Source organism: Wolbachia endosymbiont of Drosophila bocki (genome assembly GCF_028982005.1).
Taxonomy (GTDB): Bacteria; Pseudomonadota; Alphaproteobacteria; order Rickettsiales; family Anaplasmataceae; genus Wolbachia; species Wolbachia pipientis.
Genome location: NZ_JAPQLG010000045.1, coordinates 1 through 20,108, shown reverse-complemented (window position 1 = coordinate 20,108; position 20,108 = coordinate 1). Strand labels below are relative to the sequence as shown.

General features: G+C 35.4%; 11 protein-coding genes and 1 pseudogene. 4 read left to right on the top strand and 8 right to left on the bottom strand.

Annotated elements, in window-relative coordinates:
* The first annotated feature begins 184 nt into the window (after positions 1-184).
* The 3 genes and pseudogenes from OZD61_RS00935 to OZD61_RS00925 form a co-directional block, all read left to right on the top strand.
* Positions 185-1,738: a Mur ligase family protein gene (locus tag OZD61_RS00935; protein ID WP_007549232.1), complete on the top strand. Its 1,554-nt coding sequence runs from the start codon at positions 185-187 to the stop codon at positions 1,736-1,738.
* Positions 1,739-1,744: 6 nt separating this feature from the next.
* Positions 1,745-2,335 (top strand): COQ9 family protein, encoded by a 591-nt coding sequence (locus OZD61_RS00930; protein ID WP_274979506.1) that lies wholly within the window; start codon positions 1,745-1,747, stop codon positions 2,333-2,335.
* A gap of 22 nt (positions 2,336-2,357) precedes the next feature.
* Positions 2,358-2,672: pseudogene (locus tag OZD61_RS00925) on the top strand (hypothetical protein); the annotation flags it as partial.
* On the opposite strand, the gene rsmD reads toward OZD61_RS00925, so the two are convergent.
* The 8 genes from rsmD to OZD61_RS00885 all read right to left on the bottom strand — a co-directional run bounded on the left by rsmD (position 2,630) and on the right by OZD61_RS00885 (position 18,333).
* Positions 2,630-3,178, bottom strand: a complete 549-nt coding sequence (rsmD, locus tag OZD61_RS00920; RefSeq protein ID WP_182319544.1) for a 16S rRNA (guanine(966)-N(2))-methyltransferase RsmD — start codon at positions 3,176-3,178, stop codon at positions 2,630-2,632. The pseudogene OZD61_RS00925 and the gene rsmD overlap by 43 nt on opposite strands.
* A gap of 122 nt (positions 3,179-3,300) precedes the next feature.
* Positions 3,301-3,933: a WD_0853 family protein gene (locus OZD61_RS00915; protein ID WP_274979504.1), complete on the bottom strand. Its 633-nt coding sequence runs from the start codon at positions 3,931-3,933 to the stop codon at positions 3,301-3,303.
* The gene (locus OZD61_RS00910) at positions 3,923-7,603 is read right to left on the bottom strand and encodes a type IV secretion system protein (RefSeq protein WP_274979503.1); all 3,681 of its coding nucleotides are present in this window, start codon (positions 7,601-7,603) and stop codon (positions 3,923-3,925) included. Before OZD61_RS00910 ends, OZD61_RS00915 begins: the two co-directional genes overlap by 11 nt.
* An 89-nt stretch (positions 7,604-7,692) precedes the next feature.
* A complete protein-coding gene (locus OZD61_RS00905) occupies positions 7,693-10,674 on the bottom strand; it encodes a TrbL/VirB6 family protein (RefSeq protein WP_274979502.1) in 2,982 nt (993 codons plus the stop codon).
* Positions 10,671-13,055, bottom strand: a complete 2,385-nt coding sequence (locus OZD61_RS00900) for a TrbL/VirB6 family protein (RefSeq protein ID WP_274979501.1) — start codon at positions 13,053-13,055, stop codon at positions 10,671-10,673. Before OZD61_RS00900 ends, OZD61_RS00905 begins: the two co-directional genes overlap by 4 nt.
* Positions 13,056-13,064: 9 nt before the next feature.
* Positions 13,065-15,629 (bottom strand): TrbL/VirB6 family protein, encoded by a 2,565-nt coding sequence (locus OZD61_RS00895; protein ID WP_274979500.1) that lies wholly within the window; start codon positions 15,627-15,629, stop codon positions 13,065-13,067.
* Positions 15,622-18,027 (bottom strand): VirB4 family type IV secretion/conjugal transfer ATPase, encoded by a 2,406-nt coding sequence (locus OZD61_RS00890; protein WP_274979499.1) that lies wholly within the window; start codon positions 18,025-18,027, stop codon positions 15,622-15,624. Before OZD61_RS00890 ends, OZD61_RS00895 begins: the two co-directional genes overlap by 8 nt.
* A gap of 9 nt (positions 18,028-18,036) precedes the next feature.
* Complete coding sequence (locus OZD61_RS00885; protein WP_007548615.1) at positions 18,037-18,333, bottom strand: type IV secretion system protein VirB3; 297 nt, start codon at positions 18,331-18,333, stop codon at positions 18,037-18,039.
* A 108-nt stretch (positions 18,334-18,441) separates the two neighbouring features.
* On the opposite strand from OZD61_RS00885, the gene OZD61_RS00880 reads away from it, so the two are divergent.
* Positions 18,442-19,977 carry a lysine--tRNA ligase gene (locus OZD61_RS00880; RefSeq protein WP_274979498.1) on the top strand — a complete coding sequence of 512 codons (1,536 nt, stop codon included), beginning with the start codon at positions 18,442-18,444 and terminating at the stop codon, positions 19,975-19,977.
* Positions 19,978-20,108: the final 131 nt, after the last annotated feature.

Sequence of the window (20,108 nt, the reverse complement as noted above, 5' to 3'; positions counted from 1 at the left end):
ACATGAGACGCCAGATACGTGAGTTTTTTTGTCATTTAATCTGTACAGAGAAGATAAATAAATAGCTTCAGTTTCATGATAAGGGGACTGGCGGAGGGTGTCAAGTAAGTTTTTTCGTTTCTATTGAATGACAGTTGTGACCTATGCAAGAAGTCTGTTGTAATTTGTACGATATCTTTATAAAATGGTTCGCATAAGTTATCTAGCAGTGCAACTAAACAAATACAAAAATCAAAACGTCGCGGTTTTTGGTCTTGGTAAAACTGGTTTATCCGCCATTAACGCTCTAACAAAGAGTGGTGCAAGAATATATGCATGGGATGATCATGAAGAGCAAATAGCAAATGCAAAAATGATGTATAAAAAATGTAATTTTATTCATCCCAAGGAATACAATTGGCATGAGATCAGTGCATTGGTTTTAAGCCCTGGAGTGCCAACAGAGCCACATTGGATAGTAAAACTTGCAAGGAGATTTGATTGCAAAATAAAATCAGACATTGAGCTATTTCTTGAAGCTAAAACTACGAACCAGAAGGTAATAGGCGTCACAGGAACAAATGGTAAATCAACCACTACATCACTAATAGGGCACATATTAAAATCTGCAGGGAAAAAAGTAGCTATTGGTGGAAATTTGGGCGTTCCTGTTTTGGATCTAGAAAGAGATGCAGAAATTTATGTAATCGAACTCTCCTCTTTTCAATTGGAGTTGATGAATGAAATTAACGTGGACATTTCAGCACTGCTCAATATTACACCAGATCACATAGATAGGCATGGAAGTATGGAGAACTACATAGCAACTAAATTAAAACTGATAAACGGTAGTGAGGTTGCCGTAATAGGATGTGACAATGAGATTACTGCTGATATATTCAACAAATTCACTGGAGACAAAATTCCAATCTCAGTAACATATTCGCCGATGTCATTCCAGCGCGTGACGCTGGAATCCAGAAAAGAAAAACCATTGCCAACTACTCAGATGACAGAGGGTGGTGCAAGAGATCTAATATCATTGGCAGGTAACAATTTGCTTGATTATAGTGAACAGATTACTGGTATAGATCGAAATTATCTGGATCCCAGTGTCAGCTACTTGGATGACAAAAGGGGCACTGGGATCCAGAAGATCTCGTTAAAACTAGAGAATCATAGCTTATCAGTAAGCGACGTGAAAATAAACCTAATATCCAACGCAGAAAACATAGCAGCCACATATGCCGTATGTAAGGTACTTGGAGTAGATAGCAACACTATTATCAATGGAATCAAGTCCTTTTCAGGACTGAGGCATAGGAATGAACTGCTTGGCAAAATAAGAAATGTGTTTTTCGTGAACGATAGCAAAGCAACTAATGCAAAATCGAGCGAAAAGGCAATCTTATCTTATGAAAACATAAATTGGATCGCTGGTGGAAGAAGCAAAAAAGGTGGAATAGAATCATTAAGCAAGCATTTTACAAGGGTTAGAAAAGCTTTTCTTATTGGAGAATCAACCGAAGCTTTTGCAAATGTTATGGAGAATAAAGTAGATTATGTTAAATGTTGCAATCTAGAAGATGCATTCAGATTGGCTTTTGAAGAGGCCTTAAATAGCGCAGAAGAAGTAACAATATTACTTTCTCCCGCGTGTGCTTCTTTTGATCAATGGAAAAATTTCGAGGAACGTGGTGAAGCATTTTGTAGAATGTTTGAAAATCTCAGGTACAATCACACATGCTGTTTAGTATGATGTTGCGTGGAACAAAAGTTAATAATAGATAAGCTAATTAGGGTTATTCCATTTGAAGGGATAAGCGATGAAACCCTATTAAGGGTGTGCACTGACCTTAATCTAGCTAATAGCTTTTGCAAATTTCAGAATGGAATATATAGCGCTTTGGAGCACATAGCAGAGGACTTAAATAGCTCAATGGAAGCTGAACTAAGGGATTCTAATTTAGAAGATATGAAAGTGCGAGAGCGAGTAAAGTTAGCCATTCAAATACGCCTTTCAAATTACGCTAAGCTACCAAATTATAGAGAACTTTTAAGAAATGTTTTATTATTCTCTGTATCACCAAAAAATACATATTTTTCTAGTAAACTTTTATACAGAACTGTTAGTGCGATTTGGTATGGCATTTATGACCAATCAACAGATTTTAACTACTATACAAAAAGAGCAATATTAGCTGGAGTGTACTTAAGTACGATACTTTTTTTTATCAATGATTATTCAGAAGATTTTGTGGATACTTTATCGTTTCTTGATAACCGTATCAACAATGTCATGACATTTCAAAAATTCAAAACTCGCTTAAAAGGAATCATAGGAAATTTCTTATAAGCTATTGATTGTTGGTAGAAAAGTACTTGAGCACGATCCTGAAAAGGTTTGTGAAAATAAAAATATTCATGCTGATCATAAAGAACATTTAGTTTATCGTGAGGATAATAATGGTACAACAAAACACACCAGTTACGAAGAAAAAGAAAATAAATTTATTGAAGAAGCACATGAATATTTAATAGACTCTGAATTTAATAAAAATTTTGATCTAGGGCAGTACAGAATAAGTAATTTCTCCGGAAACTTGACGAAAATAGAACTGGAACTCATCAATGAAAAGTATATGCAAGTTCAAGTTAATAGAGAAAGAAAAATTATTCTCGCTATACCGTAGGTGCGTTCCAAGATTATACTGAAGTTTTTATTGCACTCAAAATCTTCGTTTTTCCTAATCTCTAGAATTATCAATGCATCATCACTTAACCAGCCTGAGTGAGCTAGTCCATTCAACGTTGATTCAACTAGATTGCTATTGTAAGGTGGGTCTATAAAAACTACATCGCACTTTGAAATAGGTTGTGGCAATTTGTTAGCACTACAACAAATTAGCGTGACATTGTTCGTAATTCCAAAATCTTCTGCTGTTTTTTTAGGCAGTTGCAAATTGTAATAATCTGAATCCACCATGAATGCATGTTTAGCGCCGCGAGAAAGCGCTTCAAATGAAAAAGAACCACTACCACAGAATAAATCAAGTACATTCAAGTTATAAATAGGTTTTCTTGAGGAAAGCATATTAAATATTGCTTCTCGGACAATACTCATAGTTGGCCGTGCAGCTAAATGCTTACCTGTAGTTATTTTTCTTCCGCGATATTTGCCTGCAATGATGCGTAGCATATTAAATAAGCTCCAAAATAACTAATGATTTATACTATATGATTAATGTCAATATGGCTTTAGCAGTTTAATAGAGAGAAGCCATCGAGTCGCTTGTAAGAAAAACACAAACACAAGACTCATCAGTTATCTTTTTCTGATTTGCCTGCTGCATTAATTGCTTGACCAATCTCATCTTGTAAATCATCATGATCATTTTTTTCATCATGATTTAGCCCTTCAATTCTGCTTTCTAACTCTAACTTAATTATAGCATTGATTTTATCTATATTATCAAGAAAGCCTCTACATTCTTCTTTACTATACTCTTTACCAGATGCCTTTTTTTCGATAAATAGACTTTTAAACTCTGTAAGATCAGAATTCTGATCGGTATTTAGTACAACATTTCTCTCTATGAAGCTAAGGTCTGATAGCAATAAACTAACCTCCAATAGCTCTTCACTTTTAATGTTTGCAAGATTATCAAGATTGTCTAAAATATTGGACATCTTAAGCCTTTCTTGTGCAATCTCTTTGTCTTCCTTATCAAATTCAGACAATAAACCACGATTACCTACAAATTTCTCACTCAAAGCTTTATTCAACTTAGCAAAATTGACATCCTTGTCAAGTGATGTGTTATCCCGCAACAAGTCTACCCTTGCCCTACGCGCATTTAAAACGTCGTCGTAGTCATTTAACTTTATGTTGCCATCTTTGTCTTGCTGCAATTTATAATAATCAAGGCCTTTGAAATTTTTATTAGTCTTCATCTTCAATCCTCTTCTCATCTCCTTTTGCATCTGGTTTCCTCATTGGTTCCGGTAATTTCCTTTTACTGTCTTCTCGATTTCTTTTTTCCTCTCTTTCAGCACGTTTTTTTATAGCTTCCTGGGTATTCATTTCAAAAAGTGCCCTAACGTACTCTTCTGGATTTTTTGGTTCTTTAAATAAAGGCTTAAGATTATAAACTTCGTCTTTTCGATCTCTTTCTTCTTTTCTTCTAGCTCTTTCAGCACGTTTTTCTACAGCTTCTGGAGTGTTCATTTCAAAAAGTGGTGAGAGGTTGTAAACTTTATCTTGATTTCTTCTGCCTTCTCTTTCAGCACGTTTTTCCATACCTTCAAAAGCAGATCCAAAATCATCAATTTCATCTGAAACTTTTGGTTCCGTGCCTAAATTTCGTGTCACTTCATTTGATTGATCAGGCTTATCTTCTTCTGTTGGCTGATCATGCTGTAGTTGATTAGGCTTGTCTTCTTGTTCTGCGCTTAGTTCTCGTACTACCTTATCTGGCTGACCTCCCCCTCGTAGTCGAAGAGGGTCGCCTTCTTCTAGTGGCTGATCATGGTTATCTCTTACTAGTTCCGTGCCTAACTCTCGTTCTACCTTATTTGATTGATCAGGATTGTCTTTTTCTGGTTCTCTCTTACGGCCGATAGTGTAATCATGAAGCTTCTCTAAGAAATCTCGCCTATATTCTTTTGCTCTATAGAGTAGGTTATGATCATAGCCATGCTTTCCTATAGAGTCAAGACCATGCTCCCAAGTAAACTTCATAGCATCTTCTATTGTATAGCCCAAATGTGATCCTACGTATCCTTTATAATAATCTAAATATTTACCGATCCTTCTGTGTATAATATCTTCCTTATCAACTCCAAATGCCCTGTAAATTTTTTCCTCGAGCTTATCAACATCATTTTCAGGCGATGTTGCAAGCTTCGTTGCTTCAATAGTAGCACCTACAAATTTACGTGGCACATCAATAGCGTATTTCAGCACTCCTCCAACCCTTGGTATCCTACCCAGTAGATTAGCTGTACCTCCGGCTAATCTATCCGGTAAATGAGTAGCCCAATTACGTAAAGATTCTAGTTTTCCACCAATTGCGTCTTGCCAATAATGCTGTTTTAATCCTTCCATTATGCCAACCAAAGGCGATGCTTCATACATTCTAGATATATTGTAAACGCTGAATCCACCACCAGCTATACTTGAGCCCATTTGTTGTACGAACTCGCGTAAGGAGAGCATTAAAAATGAAAGCAAGAATAACACAAAGATTTCCCCTGCATTGATTAAATAACCTCTCTGTATGTCTTGCACCCTTTGGTAATCACTATTTTCTTGATAGTTTCTATTTACCTTATAAAAATTCTGTGATTGGCAGCTCCCATCTTGTCTAATTATATCTTGCACTAAAGACTTTATTTCACTTTTTAAACTTGGCTGTAGAATTACTTTTTCTATGATTTCCTTGTAATTAGTACACCTGCTTTCATTTCCTGGCTGCTTACAATAGATTTCTGTCTTTTTACTTATATTATTAATCAATAATAAGATATCAGCTTTTTCTGATGCATGGGATAAACTATTTGTTAAACGCACTAAATCTTTTACACTACAGCTATTATCTACTACCATATCACTTTCTGCAATATAATGGTCTGCTGGATTCTCTTTAGTACCAGGAATTGGGTTAAAGAAAGGATAATCTATATAACGAAACCCTTTTTCAATGTAATCCGGTGGAAGCGGGATATATCCAGCACCACCAGTAAATTTTATTGTACCACCTTCTCTGCTTATCTTTTCTATACCTTCTATACTTTTATCTATGTTAAGAGAAGAAGCTTCTCCAAGAGTGTAAGGTACGAAAATTTGCCCTGGAGTCCAACCAAAGTACTGCTTATCAACGATACAAAAACCGCCAAACACCCATTTTGGAGCACATAACTTTACCTCGAACCATTTATTGTAGCATACAGTAAAACCTAGTTGTCTATAAAAGGTGTTCATTATCATTGAAGCCAACAATGACAAGAGAGTAAATATCATAATCGATTGTAAACAAAAACTGATGCAGAATTTTATCCAACCTTCAAATAGACTTTTCAGCGGTGAAAATAAAATAGAAATTAGAAACAGTGGCATGATAGCTATAAGAAAAGCTATACCCATAAAGCCAGAGAGAAATATTATGTAAGCATACAAGCACAACAAGAAGTATAGTACAATCCCTATGAAAATTGCCGGTATCATAAGAAGGCTTGCCCACATTTGGTAATGTAAAAACGCTGCAAACTTTTTCCAAACAGAATAAGCAAAAAATTTATTGAACATGTCCTCCATGAAGCTAAACAACTTAGCTTCATCTCCTTGAGCAATACTTCCGGTGTTCATGTTGGGAGCAAAGTTAGTAATTACACTTATCAATTGTTCAAGACCTTTAACGAATAAAACAAGAAAATGATCATAGAAAAATCTAAAACTTCCAGGAGATATAAGCACTATTACTAGAGTGATTTTCATCATTCTGATGAGCATATCATGCTTAGTTTCTCGTATCATGCCAAAAAGATAAAGAAGCGATGAAATCATTACAAATAGAACAAGCAAGGAAAGAACAAAATTGTGAAAGCTCGTACCTTTTTCAGCTATATTTTCGAACATAGCTTGTGCAACTGCAGGATCATTGCTATTAAAATGTTCTTTGCAATTTTCGTTAATCAATAATACACATTTTAGATAGTTATAAATGTAATCAAAAAACCCAAAACTACTTGGCTGCTGCACTCCACTTAAGAACTCAAAAGAGTAGCCACCTACACTATCTAAGTAATATCTATCTAATATTTTTACATATATTTTCCATCCCTTTTTTAACTTCAACTCATTACAATTTCTGTCCTTTAATTTAGTGTTATCTCTGTCTAAAGTAAAAAATCCATTGTCGCCCTCTGCTGTGGAGTTATAACCTAGATGTACAGTAGGATATTGAGGATCGCGCATTAACTTTAGATTTTCGTTAGGATCATCTTTCCCCGTTTGAAACAAAAGATAAGCACCATGACCGTTGGTAAACCAACATGGAGCACCACGTGATACTGTATTTGCGCTATCATCTTCATTAATGCACTTGCAATTTACAGTGCAACTTGCATTAGGCTTACTTGAAAATTTTTGTATGCTAGGTTTATAATCATTACAAACTAAGTGAAAATTAGGTAAACTATTATCACTTTGTTTACCTTCAAATTTAGTTGCATATTTTAACTGCTCCAAGCTTTGTAAGGTATAACCGCCTTTTTTAGATTCCTTCTTGTTATTATTACTCCAAGATGTCCATGCACCATTAACTCGCACTTTTAAACTATCTCCATTGGTTTCGAGTCCGGTATCCTCCCACTTCACCACTTGGTTATGGTGAAAACCATAATTAATTTCGCCAGTTTCAGGATCAATAACTTCTCCATCTCCTGGAATAAACGCATCGTGGTCGCTTGAAAAATGAGCGCTTACTGCAATAGGTTTAGGACCAAAATAGTCAGCAGATATACACCTTGGAAAAGGCATATCGTTTTTACTACAACCTGTGATCAGCACATAAGCTGCAAGAAGTAATACCCTAAACCAACATTTGCCTAAACGTGATTGCATATCTAAACTTTTTCCAAATACAGAATAAATTTCTAAAACTTTACTTAAAATATCTTTTTAATTAGTTACTCCATAATATCATTTATATCTTACTCCTCTCCATTTTCTTCCTTGTTTTTAGCTTTAGCACTAGGATCACTTCTTATTGTTTCATCAGAATTTTTTTGCTGATCTGATTGTTTTAATGTTTTAGGTCTATCACTCGTTGTTTTATCAGAACTTCCTTTAGAATCTTCTTTTTTGTCTGGTTGCTTTGGCGTGTTAGGTAATTTAGCCTCAATTTTTCCCCGATCTTTACTCATTTTCTGCTTGATACTCTGTATCATACTTTGGGTCTTATCATCAAGGCCAACGGTTGACAGCATAGCTTGCGATGCGCTCTTAGCAACTGTACCAACACCGCCAGTAACTCCATAACCAGAGCTAAATAGTGTTTGTACCATAGTTTCCGATATAGAAACAAAAGCTTCCATTGCACCGGCAATAATGAGGTATATAAACGCCTGGATTAGGTCTATAGGTAATGCTGCAAAGTGCCCACCAGCCCTTTCTCCGGTACTGAGTGCAACATCAACATTAGTGCCAGGACTGTATCCAAGAGGCAGTATTGATTTCATCAGGCATAGATCATACGATAAGAAATTTATGCTAATTAAACATTGATAGCATGCAGAAAAATTTGTGAGGTTATATAAAACTGAATACATCAACTGATTTAAAAGAGATAAAGATGAAAATAAAATGACTGGTTCTAATGAAACATGAGCCAACGTTTTTATCCAGTTATCAAACAAGGGTTTAGTCTGTTGAAATAAAATAAACACGATAAACAAAGGTGTTAATGACAGTAAAAACGCTACTAGAACAGTAGATATCACATATTTAAACGTAGCGCTAATAATGCATTTTAAGAACATAAAAGTAGCATAGAGTATTGCCAAAAATGCAATAAAGCCAAAAGGACCAGAGAGCATCAACGATAAAAACTTTAGCCAAGTTTCTGTTGTGAATAATACTCCTGCTGTTAAGTCTAAGAATGCAAATTTTCTCTCCCCTTCCCCTATATAGCCAGAAAAGCTATCAACTAAATAAGTGCTGCCATCTACAAAAAGTCTGGATAAAGTTGTACCAAAGAGTTCCCAGCTTCTATCGCTAAAGGCAAAAGCTATAAATGCTATCTTGAACATTCTTACAATAAAATCAAATTTACTTAGCTGTATTGTTCCAAACATATAGCCAAAGACAGTAAATATAACGTATAGAGTAAGCAAAGCTCTTACCCCCTGAAGAAGGCCTTTTATATATCCTTTATATGAATCTTTAACGCTGTCACCAATTACTTCTTCTTTCGTAAACTTAAATATCTCGTTTATATTCGATGAAATAAAATCATTAATTTTTCTTTTAACAAATAAAGTTACACTATACTTATTGTTTTCGTAATATTTGCCATTTTTATCTGTAATGTCATCTCTCTCTACGTTACTTACATCGATACCGAAATATATCTTCTTAGACTCCTCGTTCTGAAAGTGTTCTCCGCTTATTACATCTAATATGGTGTACTCATCTTTTCCGTCTACTCTTTCTCTCACTCCTACCACTTTAAAATCATTAGTTCCCACACCATGCAAATCTTTAGGTGGCTCATCACCTAAATATACATATAATTTTTCGCCATTAATATATTCACATGATCTAGTCACTTTAACATGGTACCCACCTCTATTAGCTCCATAGTGACCATAATCTGCAATGGCAAGCATCACACTGCTACCAGGTGTTACACTTCCTATTGGATAGTCATGATTTAATTTTAAGGAAAAATCTTCAAAATTATCACTGATTTTTGAGCATACTAGTTTATCATTTTTCTCCTTTCCTGCTTCTCCTCTTTTTGGAAGACATTGAATACCTTTAGCATCGCCCTTCATATCATTACGCTTGCCTTCAGAAATACTTGCATCACCTGGATCGCTTATTTTTGCAACAAGAGCCTCAGCCCAAGATTTATCATCTTCAGTAAAACTACCTGCTTTAACATTCCCTTCCATTTTTTCTAGATAAGAATACATATCACATTTATTTCCTTTATCGTACTTCTTATACCTTATAGAGGAGACACAGTTCCGTTCTCCTGCTTGATCTAAACCATAGTTCCATATACCCTTCTCAGTATAGCATATATTTTGATGGTAACAGTTAAGCTCATAGGAGGAGTACTTTTTTCTCTCATCAAGACTACAGTTTTTTCCATCACATAACTCGTTCAATCCTATTTTAGCGCGGCGTAAATCAAGTAGTGAACCATATACCCATGGTTCGTTGTCTTGAATATAACCTTTATTAAAATGCACCTTATTATCATATGGGGTATACCCATTGCCAACTAGCACTTTGCTTTCCTTTGCTTTTGTTTTATCAAGAGGTAAAAATTGTATTTTATTTTTTGTACCATCTTTACCATCACAAAAAAACTCTCCCCCCTGATGTACTTCACTCACTGTAGCTTTCTTATATACAGTTTCCTTACGGTCATTTTCTGCAGCTTTATAACAATTGTCATCAAAATTGATGCCTTTCCCTTCTGGATTGTCGTAATCAATTGTTATTTTTCTGGGAACTAAGCTGAAGCTTAACTTGTCACCAGGATTTACTTTAATTCCAGTGTCCACATAACGTCTATTGCTGCCAAATCCTTTGCCACCACATAGTTCGTTTTTACTTTCATTAACACCATAATTGTTAGGTACACTATTAATATCCGCAGCCTTACTATAATTCGGTTCTGAGCCATCAGCACAAAAGCTAGCTGGCACAAGTACTTTCCTTGGATTTTTGTCTTCTTTAAAAGGGCAAAAATTTACTGATCCATCGAGGGTGAATTTGATTTTCTCACCCTGACTAATTACCTGACCAGAATCAACCCAATGAATTTTATCGGCTTCACGAACTGGAACATCCACATTAACGCTGGTGTTTTTGCTCTGCAACCCAGGCTCGACACAATCCATATTACAACCAGTGATTGCAAGACACAGTATCAACAATAGTGATCTTTTACTTATCATTGCTGTCTTCCTTGTGGTATCTGAGGCGTTGACCTTTGAGTCCCTTGTGGTATTTGAGGTCTTGACGTACCTGACTGTTGAGAGGCATCTCCTCTTTCTCTTCTTTGAACGCTTTGTTCATCTAACCCTACTCTTCCCATTAAGCTTTGTTGATACTGTCTTCCAGGTTCGCTCGCTACATAAGCACCAAACAACGAGTCAGATATTGCCGAAGAAGCTTCAACTAAAGCTTTCATAGCGTGTCCCAAAATAACAAAAGCCATCATAGCGGTAATATTAGGTGTATATTTGGAAGCATAACCATAAAAAATACAAGGGTTAAAAATCTTTAGGTTAATATTAAGTATACATGTAGAGCAGACCTCAAAATCAAATACTGAATACACAATATAATCCATAACCTGACTTATCAGTGATATAAAAATTAAAAGGACCACTGGATGAATTGCAAATCTTGCTAAATTTTTAACCCAGTTTTGAAACATCTGCCTAGTATACGCAAATAAAAGACAAATAATAAAAATAGGTGCTAAAGAAAGTAATAACGCAACTATTGCTATAGATGTAATAAAAGAAAATAAGGCATTAAAAATAGATAAGCTCACTGTGATTAAACCCCAAATCACCAAGCAAAAAGATACAATGCCCAAAGGGCCAGAAAATATAAGAGATACTATTAACAATACTGAATGCGATGACAAGAACCTATTGAGCGGCAAATCAAGAAACTCAAAAACATTTGAAGTAGTGCCTCTAAAATTTGCTATTTCTATTAGTTGTTTTGGAGTGTTAATAAATATAGAGAATGCGTTGTTATAAAAAAAGTCCCAGCTATTATCCTGCAATAGCTGGGCGATGATTCCTATCTTTACGCATATAATTAAAAACTCATATATAGAAATATGAGTTAATCCAAAAAAGTAATAAAGAGTATATAAGATTATATATAGTACTAATAGTGATATTATAGTAGATCTAATGGTATTTGTTCTGCTTGATTTTATAAAACTTTCGTAAAGAGACTTCACAGGACTAGTATCAGAGTGAATTGCGTTAGGGTCTTTATAATTAGAGCCGAAAAATGCAGTTTTCACTTTTTCATCAAAGAAATTATATATTGCACTAAAAGTTTTTGTAGGTGGCTCTTTAGTTGTTAGGTTAATACTAAACTGACCTTCATTTTTGTAATCGCAGCCATGGTCTCTTATTCCGTAATATATGGTGCCTGTTTTGTCTTTTAATTTTCCTTTCAAGTTTTCCATGTCATGAACTTTGCTGATATCTACAGATATATCCGCTTGATTTTCACCAGGCTTATGCTCAGGGAATTTATCGGAAACACTTATATACAAGCTATTTTCCAGACCATGGTTCTTCGTTACTCTTATGTTGAACCCGCCTTTGTCATTTGTATTGTAGCAGCTCTTGTCATTTCTGCTACATAGACTAAAAGTTAAACTTGGTATTTGATGGTCATTCTCCATCTTATGATCACAACTAGTACATAAACCACCACCTGGAATGTGTTCAAGAGTTTCATTATCCATACCAACTTTTAGAAATGTAATGTCAGTTTTTACCTGTTTTCCCTTTAATACGTTACTAATAATTTCAGCAACAACAGATTCACCACTAGAATTTAAAGCATTGAATAGCTCAATTTCTATATTATTATATTCAATATACACGCAATCCTCGCCTCTACGACCAGAAGAAAATTTACATATACGTCTACAGAGTGAATTTAAAATGTGCGTATCTATCTTACTTGCACTGCTCTCTGAAAGCTTGCTGCAATCTATATTCTCTCCTTGTTTTATAGAGTTAATAATATTTTCAATTTCCTTTTTTCTTTCATCTTGATCTAACTTCGAAAACCAGTACTCTCTTCCACTCAACCATTGCGCATCGCCTATTATATATTTATTAGGACATATCCCATCCTTGCCACCTTGGCATTTCTCTTGATTTAAAACATGTGCAAAATGTTCCGTTTCTTGCTCGCTACACTTTTCGTCGATTTTCAAATACCTGATTTTTGTCTCACTCTCTTTATCTTTACACACTTTACTTCCAATCACACTAAAGCTTATCGTATCGCCTTTTTTAAGCGCAAATGGTAATGCAACGTCATTTCTCCCAGGCCCAATTGCAAAATCTGCATACTGCTTAGGACAAAAATTAACCTTACTAGGCACTATATCAATCTCTGTTACTCTTATTCTATCTGAAATATTAACACCAGAATCAACCCATTTCTGCTCTGTTGACACTATATCTAGTTTTTCACGCAAACCTGATAAATTTTCTGGCTTAATACAGTGATGTTCCCCGCAGCCTGACAGAAAAAAAAACGGTATTATCAGCAAAAATTTTAGCATAAATCCAACTCATTCAGTGCTTTTGCTAACACTCTCGGAGCTACTAGAACCAGAACCTCGAGATCTACTCTTGTCTCCACCACTCAACTTCTTAGCAGCAGCACCAGCAACTCCAGCAACACCCCCAGCAGCAGCTTTGGCAGCAGATAAAGCTTTGCCCACCATTTGTCCAGGTGTCCGACCTGAGCCAAGTGCTGCTCTATGGTTACCAGCAAGTTCAGCAGCCATGCCAGGAAGAATGTTTAAAAAGTGGTAAAAGAGGAATAATACTAAACACAATTTTAATAATTCTCCGATGAGAGAGCTGCCAAACTCCATGTATGTAAAGTCGAATAGACCAAGTATGCTGCTCTTTTTAAAGCTATAATTTTGCATCATACATGCAAGAGTAGTTTCATTTTTATCACATTCCCCATCTTTCAATTTAAACCACTGTTTTTTCTTACTATATGAGATTTCTGCTTGTTTCTTTTCATATGACTTGTCCGGTTGTTCATTTTTATATGACTCGTCCAGTTCAAAATTTAAATTTTTAAAATAGATTTTATCACATGCTATGAACATAAAGGACAAAAACGCAAAAAGGATAACCTGGTATAAGCTATAGGTAATCAACTCTTTCACCCAGCCTTCAAAATATCCTTTGGTGTGTTGGAATAAAACCATAGGAATGAACAAAGGTGATAAAATGATGATTACACTTAAAGCAACTAGAGATAAAATAAATACATAGCACAGCCACAAAATAACCATCATCATCAGAACGGCCATAAATATACAGACAAGAGCTACTAAAATTTGTCCACCAGCAAAAATAATACCGATTACCGAACCTGCAACTAATAAGACAGGAGCAGCACCAAGCAAGACTGCTAACGTTGCAACACCTCCAGTACCAATTTTGCCACCAATTCCATCTAAAGGGGCACCTAAATAAAATAAAATTCTACAATCAAGCCTATCCCAAGGTGCAAGATAACTGTAAGATACCCTCTTTCCTGCACGAGTATATTCATAATCTGTACCTGCTTTATAATTACATATGCCTTTACTTTCAGATGATGCTTTTAGCACTATCTCTGACAAACCATTTGAGAGACGAGTTAATTCTCCATAATAATGAGACACGGTACTGCCTGTTGTGAAGTAAATCACTAAAGCGAATTTTATGATCAACATATACATTTCTTGAGGCCTCTGAACTCCACCAGACATGGCTTTTATAGAGAACAGTATTAAAGCTAAAACTAAAACAGCAGTTACAGTGTTTTTCAGCCTTTTCTGTGCTACAGATATAAAACTCTCACCATTTGGTGCACCTTTACCTGCAACTAAATTATCTAACGATTCCTTAATGCATTGCACTATCATAGAAGTTGCGGGAATAGGAGCTAATGATTTACTCCCTGCCTGGTTATAACAAGCTTCAGAAACATACGAGCTAAAACAGCCAGCATTATCATAACCTACAAAAATTTTCCCCCCTTGTCCGTTGAGTCTTTTTTCTTTAGATCTGATAATAGTTTTATAGTCATCATTATTACCAATAGGAACTTTTTCCTCTCCTGTACCATCTTTATTTTTGAATATCATCACAGATTTTTCACACATAGGAGCAAGTGGGTCAGGTGGCAATTCCGTGCACCCCATATCAACCCCTTGCGGCCAAGGAGTCATTTCGATACCAAGCATTTTCACACTTGCTAACTCCACACATAATCTGCCCATTTTTCTTACTGCTTTAAATGTAGCTCCATGTATGGGTTCGCTCTGTCCTGCTTTGAGAACTTTACATTTCAGCTCACCATCAACCTTCGGGGACCATGACCCATCTACATATCCAGTATCTTTCTCCCTGACATCAAAATCTATGTATCCAGTTTCTTTTCTGAAATCAAAGTCTTTCTTGTTAAAAAGATTACCAAAAGTTAAAGGGTTTCGATGACATACTTCTATATATTCACTGTATTGCACACCGTTTTTTGGCCAGTAATAACTCTCTGTACTCTCCTGAACGTTAGAATTTAAGGCTTCTTTTTCTGCTCTTTTCCCGTCATAATCTTTTTTGTTCACGTCTTCCCGAGCTTTATTTTGCAAACAAGAAAAATATTCCTCTTCTGTTTGGTAATTTTCATTGGTGCAGCCACTATAACCTGTGTCTTCTAATTTAAAATTTTTGTATTTTCCATCATGATCACGTGCAACTGGGTGTTTAACAAAACTATGTTCACAAACAACAAGCCCTCCTATCGCTTTCCAGACTCCAACAATTGCAGCTATCATTCCAACAATAACAAGAGCGGTAAACAAACCAGCAGAAGAAACGATCAAAACAATGCCAGTAAATATTGCGCCAACAGCAATCGCTATTCCAGCAAGTGCTGCAGCTGTTTTAAACGCTCCACAATCAGGATTAGAGGCACGACTAAAACTGCCAGTGGAATTAAATCTGCTAACAAATTCTGTCTTGTCAGTACCACTTACTCCATCTGCAAGCACTGGATATGAGAGTAAAAAGTCTATATTTAGTAAAAATATCGCAATTAATAGCAATGACAGCTTAGTCTTAAACATTTTTTACCTTCTGATAAAATATAGGCAACCATACTTTTGGGTTGTCCCCAACTTCATTTAATATATCGTGTAACAATAGAACACTTTCTGCACGTCCGGATAATACGTTGATTATATCATCCAGGCCTTTTAAGTCTATTCTAGCTACTACAGCATTAACTCCTTGTTTCACCAAAAAGAATCTAGTACTTGGATCTGTGTGCTTAATTAATATATACTCACGTTCAGTTAACATAAAAACATCCCGATAGACACTAGTAGCTTTCAGATTTGGTAAAAAAATCTGTGTCGCTGTTTGTTGTACAAGCGTATCGCTAATAGCACTTTTACTTGCATCCTCAACACTCTGAGTAGCAAAAATCACAAAAGCATTTAGTTTTCTCAGTACCTTCAACCAGTCTTTTATCTTGGGTGCAAAAACTGGATTATCTATTAACGCCCATGCCTCATCAAGAACGATAATAGATGGAGTACCATCAAGAGATATACTAATCCTATGAAATAAATAAATCAAGACCGGTCCAAGAGCAACAGGATCTTTGAGCAAGCTAGCCATCTCAAAACCAAATACTCTTGCTCGTGAAAAATCTAGCAAATCTTCTTTATTGTCAAATATTGCAGCATGAGAACCATTATCATGCCACATAGATATTGCCCCAGCTAGAGTATCAGGACCTGCAAGCCCTAAAAACGGTACGAGGTTTCTCAAGAATCTGTCTTCTTTTCTTAATTTAAAATTCCCTTCAATTGCATCATTAATTCGTGCAATATCTTCTGAAGTAAATTTATCATTATATACCGAAATTAAAGACTTTATCCACTCCATTAAAAATGTTCTATTATCAGAGGTATCATCAAGTTGTAAAGGATTAAAATTTGTTTTAGTTCTTGGTTCTATTACAGTATAGATACCACTAAGTGCTCTTAAGAAAATCTCTGCACCGCGATCTTTATCAAAAAAGAATATCCTTGGAGAAAACTTCATCGCTTGGGCACACAGGAAATTCATTAAAACAGTTTTACCAGCACCAGTTGGGCCAATTATCATAGTGTGTCCAACATCCCTTATATGAAAGTTGAAAAAAAATGGAGTACCAGATGTCGTGTCAAAAACTGTAACGGCATCTCCCCAGTGGTTATTGAATTTATTACCAGTAGGATAATTATGTTGAGATGCAAATCCAGCCAAATTAAGACTACTTATTGTAGCTTTTCTCACTATATAATCGAAATTACCAGGAATTTGCGCCCAAAATGCTGGTTCAAGGTTAACTCTCTCACGTATAGGGTAAACACCGCAATTAGAAAGCTCTGATTCTACCAACGACAGAGCGTTATCCAATGATTTAGGACTTTTTTCTATACATAAAATAGTCAGGTGATGTTGACCAAACGCAATCTTACCACTCATTGCGTCATCAAGCGCTTGAGAAATTTCTGCTATTTGAGAAATAGCTTTATCTGCAGACTGTATCATTCGATTTTGCTGTATCTGCATTTTTCCAATCGCCATTTGCCTGTTTATAAATTGAAAAGATTGCGTAATTATAAACTCGTAAGGAAGTTGTAAAAACGAATCAAGCATTCCTGCAGAAGTATGATTTCCATATTCTTTGATACTAATTATTCCAGCATATTTACTCTCATTATGAGTCACAACCTGTATCATCTTACGGCCAAAGAATAACCTATATACTGGTAAGTATCTTGATATTTCAGTTCTTAGCGGAAAAAGCGTATTTGTAACGAAGCCACAATTTACGATTCTAGATAGAAACTCCATTATTTCGCAGAACAAACCATCTGGAGTTTCTTTTACTCCAAGAATTTTAGGCGAATAATTTCTAAGGCTTGTCACTACACGATTTGTCGTTTCCTCTAAATCTTCATACGTGGCACGTATATCACTTTCCCAAGCATGTTTTGAAGTTACATGTCCGAATTTTTTTAGTAGATGTGACAAAAATTCTACTCCTTTTGTGTCCGCTCTACGGATAATCGTAATGTATAGGTCATTAATAAATGATTGCCTTGTTGCGTGTTTTTCTCTCCATTTTAGATTTACGTGATTAGCGAAAAAATTCGGCAAACCTTGACTTGCAAATTCATCAGAAAAAATATTTTTCTTACGTCTGATAGTATGAAAATACAAACTAAATGCCGGAGATGAAATGCTTCTTAGCATCTGATTCCTGATGTTGTTCTGTATAACTAAATCCTCGTCATCGGCGGTTTCAAATGCAAAGCCACTTAATTTTATAACCTTAACCAACCAATTTTCTTTTGTCATCAAGGTTGTGCTATTCCAATAGCAAGAATAAGGGATAAATTCAGCAGCGTGAACTTCCCTGCTCAGAGTAGATTTATTCTTTGATTGAACAGCCCTAAACCTCAGCATCACACAACGTTAAGCAATATCATAAGAATTGGCTCCATGATAAAAACGATTTAAACATTTCGAGCACTTTCCCAATTTTACCATAAATAATTCAATAAACAACGGTTCTTTTGCAGAAGCTATATAACCAAGTCCATGTATACCTGGTAACATTAAGAGAATCACTCTTAAATCATTTGAATTAATGAAAATTAGCATGCAAATCAGGACGTTTAATATTGCAAACATATAACTCACACCAAAGAGCATTGCAGGTCTTGTAAGACCTTTAAATAATTGATCTGTTTGTATACTACCTGTGGACATATCTTTAACCTTCTAATAATAGCTCTAACACTAATACTATACCATTATATTAAAAATCCATTGAAACTAGTAGCACTTTAAGTTAAGGTGCATTATTTAATCCCGATAATGACAAGTTGGCCATTTCAAGAAGCAGAAAAAATATTGCAAGAGTTTCCTAATAAAAAAGAAATAATATTTGAAACTGGTTATGGACCCTCTGGTTTACCCCACATAGGAACCTTTGGAGAGGTTTTCCGCACTACAGTTATTGTAAATGCATTAAAAAAAATAGCTCCTGGTATAAAAACCAAAATCATTGCAGTTTCAGATGATATGGATGGTTTGCGAAAAATACCAGATAATGTGCCAAATCAAGAGATGCTAAGAGAGCACTTAAATAAACCATTGACTATGATACCTGATCCATTTGGCACTCATCAGAGTTATGGTCATCATATGAATTCATTGTTGTGTAAATTTCTTGATATGTTTGAATTTGAATACGAGTTCAGGAGTGCAACAGAGTGTTATAAATCTGGCGTTTACGATGAAAAACTTTTACTCTTACTGAAAAATTATGATAAAGTGATGGACGTAATGCTTCCATCATTTCGGGAAGAAAGACAGCAGACTTATAGTCCATTCTTGCCAATATGCCCAAAAACTTCTCAAGTTTTACAAGTTCCAGTAATTGAAACAAATACAGAGAAAGGAACAATCACATATGAAGACCCAAACGGGGAAAAAATAGAAGTTCCAGTGACAAAAGGAAAATGTAAACTGCAATGGAAACCTGATTGGGGAATGAGGTGGGCCGCATTTGGAGTAAATTACGAAGCTCACGGAAAAGATTTAACTCCATCTGCTGTGCTTTCAAGTCAAATATGTGAAATACTTGGAGAAAAGCCACCACTTCTGTTTTGCTACGAGCTTTTCCTTGATAAAGAAGGAAAGAAAATATCAAAATCAAAAGGAAATGGCATTTCAATTGAAGAGTGGCTAACTTACGCACCAACAGAGAGCTTAGCATTGTACATTTTTCAGAGTCCTAAAAAAGCTAAACGTTTATATTTTGATGTGGTACCAAAATCAACTGATGAATATTTAGAATTTGTAAAGCGTTATCATGAGAACAAAGAAAAGGATATAAATAATCCTGCTTGGCACATTCACCAGGGCAATGTTCCCAGTATAGAAACTTCAGGCATAAATTTCTCACTACTTTTAAACCTAGCAGCAGCGTGTAATGCTGAAAACAAAGAGATCCTATGGGGTTTTATATCCTCTTATGCACCAAACGTTACACCAGAAAATAATAAAATGCTTGATAGACTTTCAGACTTTGCAGTAAAGTATTATCACGATTTTATCAAGCCAACAAAATCATATAAAACTCCAAATGAAAAAGAAAAAGCAGCGTTACTAGATTTGAAGGACACTTTACATTCTCTATCTACAACTGCTACTGCTGAAGAAATTCAATCTCAGGTATTTTCTATTGGAAAAAAATATGATTACACCAACTTACGTGACTGGTTTCAGCTATTATATGAAACGTTACTTGGCCAAAAAACCGGTCCAAGAATGGGATCTTTCATAAAGCTTTACGGAATAGGTAATACGATTTCTCTCATAGAAAGCGCTACTAAATGTACACTTTAGAGTTTACCTCCTTTCATTTGAGCTCTTTAGTTTTAATAAGAATTCCTTGACAAACTCCGCTAGCCCCCTTATCATGAAACTGAAGCTATTGTATTTGCTTTCGCCAATCTGCAGATTAAAAGGTAAGGATT

What these genes read in the sequence shown, in the direction of transcription:
- OZD61_RS00915 (WP_274979504.1), bottom strand. Translation starts at nt 3,933, where the DNA reads ATGAAGACTAATAAAAATTTCAAAGGCCTTGATTATTATAAATTGCAG.
- OZD61_RS00935 (WP_007549232.1), top strand. Translation starts at nt 185, where the DNA reads ATGGTTCGCATAAGTTATCTAGCAGTGCAACTAAACAAATACAAAAAT.
- rsmD (WP_182319544.1), bottom strand. Translation starts at nt 3,178, where the DNA reads ATGCTACGCATCATTGCAGGCAAATATCGCGGAAGAAAAATAACTACA.
- OZD61_RS00885 (WP_007548615.1), bottom strand. Translation starts at nt 18,333, where the DNA reads ATGTCCACAGGTAGTATACAAACAGATCAATTATTTAAAGGTCTTACA.
- OZD61_RS00895 (WP_274979500.1), bottom strand. Translation starts at nt 15,629, where the DNA reads ATGTTTAAGACTAAGCTGTCATTGCTATTAATTGCGATATTTTTACTA.
- OZD61_RS00900 (WP_274979501.1), bottom strand. Translation starts at nt 13,055, where the DNA reads ATGCTAAAATTTTTGCTGATAATACCGTTTTTTTTTCTGTCAGGCTGC.
- OZD61_RS00890 (WP_274979499.1), bottom strand. Translation starts at nt 18,027, where the DNA reads ATGCTGAGGTTTAGGGCTGTTCAATCAAAGAATAAATCTACTCTGAGC.
- OZD61_RS00910 (WP_274979503.1), bottom strand. Translation starts at nt 7,603, where the DNA reads ATGCAATCACGTTTAGGCAAATGTTGGTTTAGGGTATTACTTCTTGCA.
- OZD61_RS00880 (WP_274979498.1), top strand. Translation starts at nt 18,442, where the DNA reads ATGACAAGTTGGCCATTTCAAGAAGCAGAAAAAATATTGCAAGAGTTT.
- OZD61_RS00905 (WP_274979502.1), bottom strand. Translation starts at nt 10,674, where the DNA reads ATGATAAGTAAAAGATCACTATTGTTGATACTGTGTCTTGCAATCACT.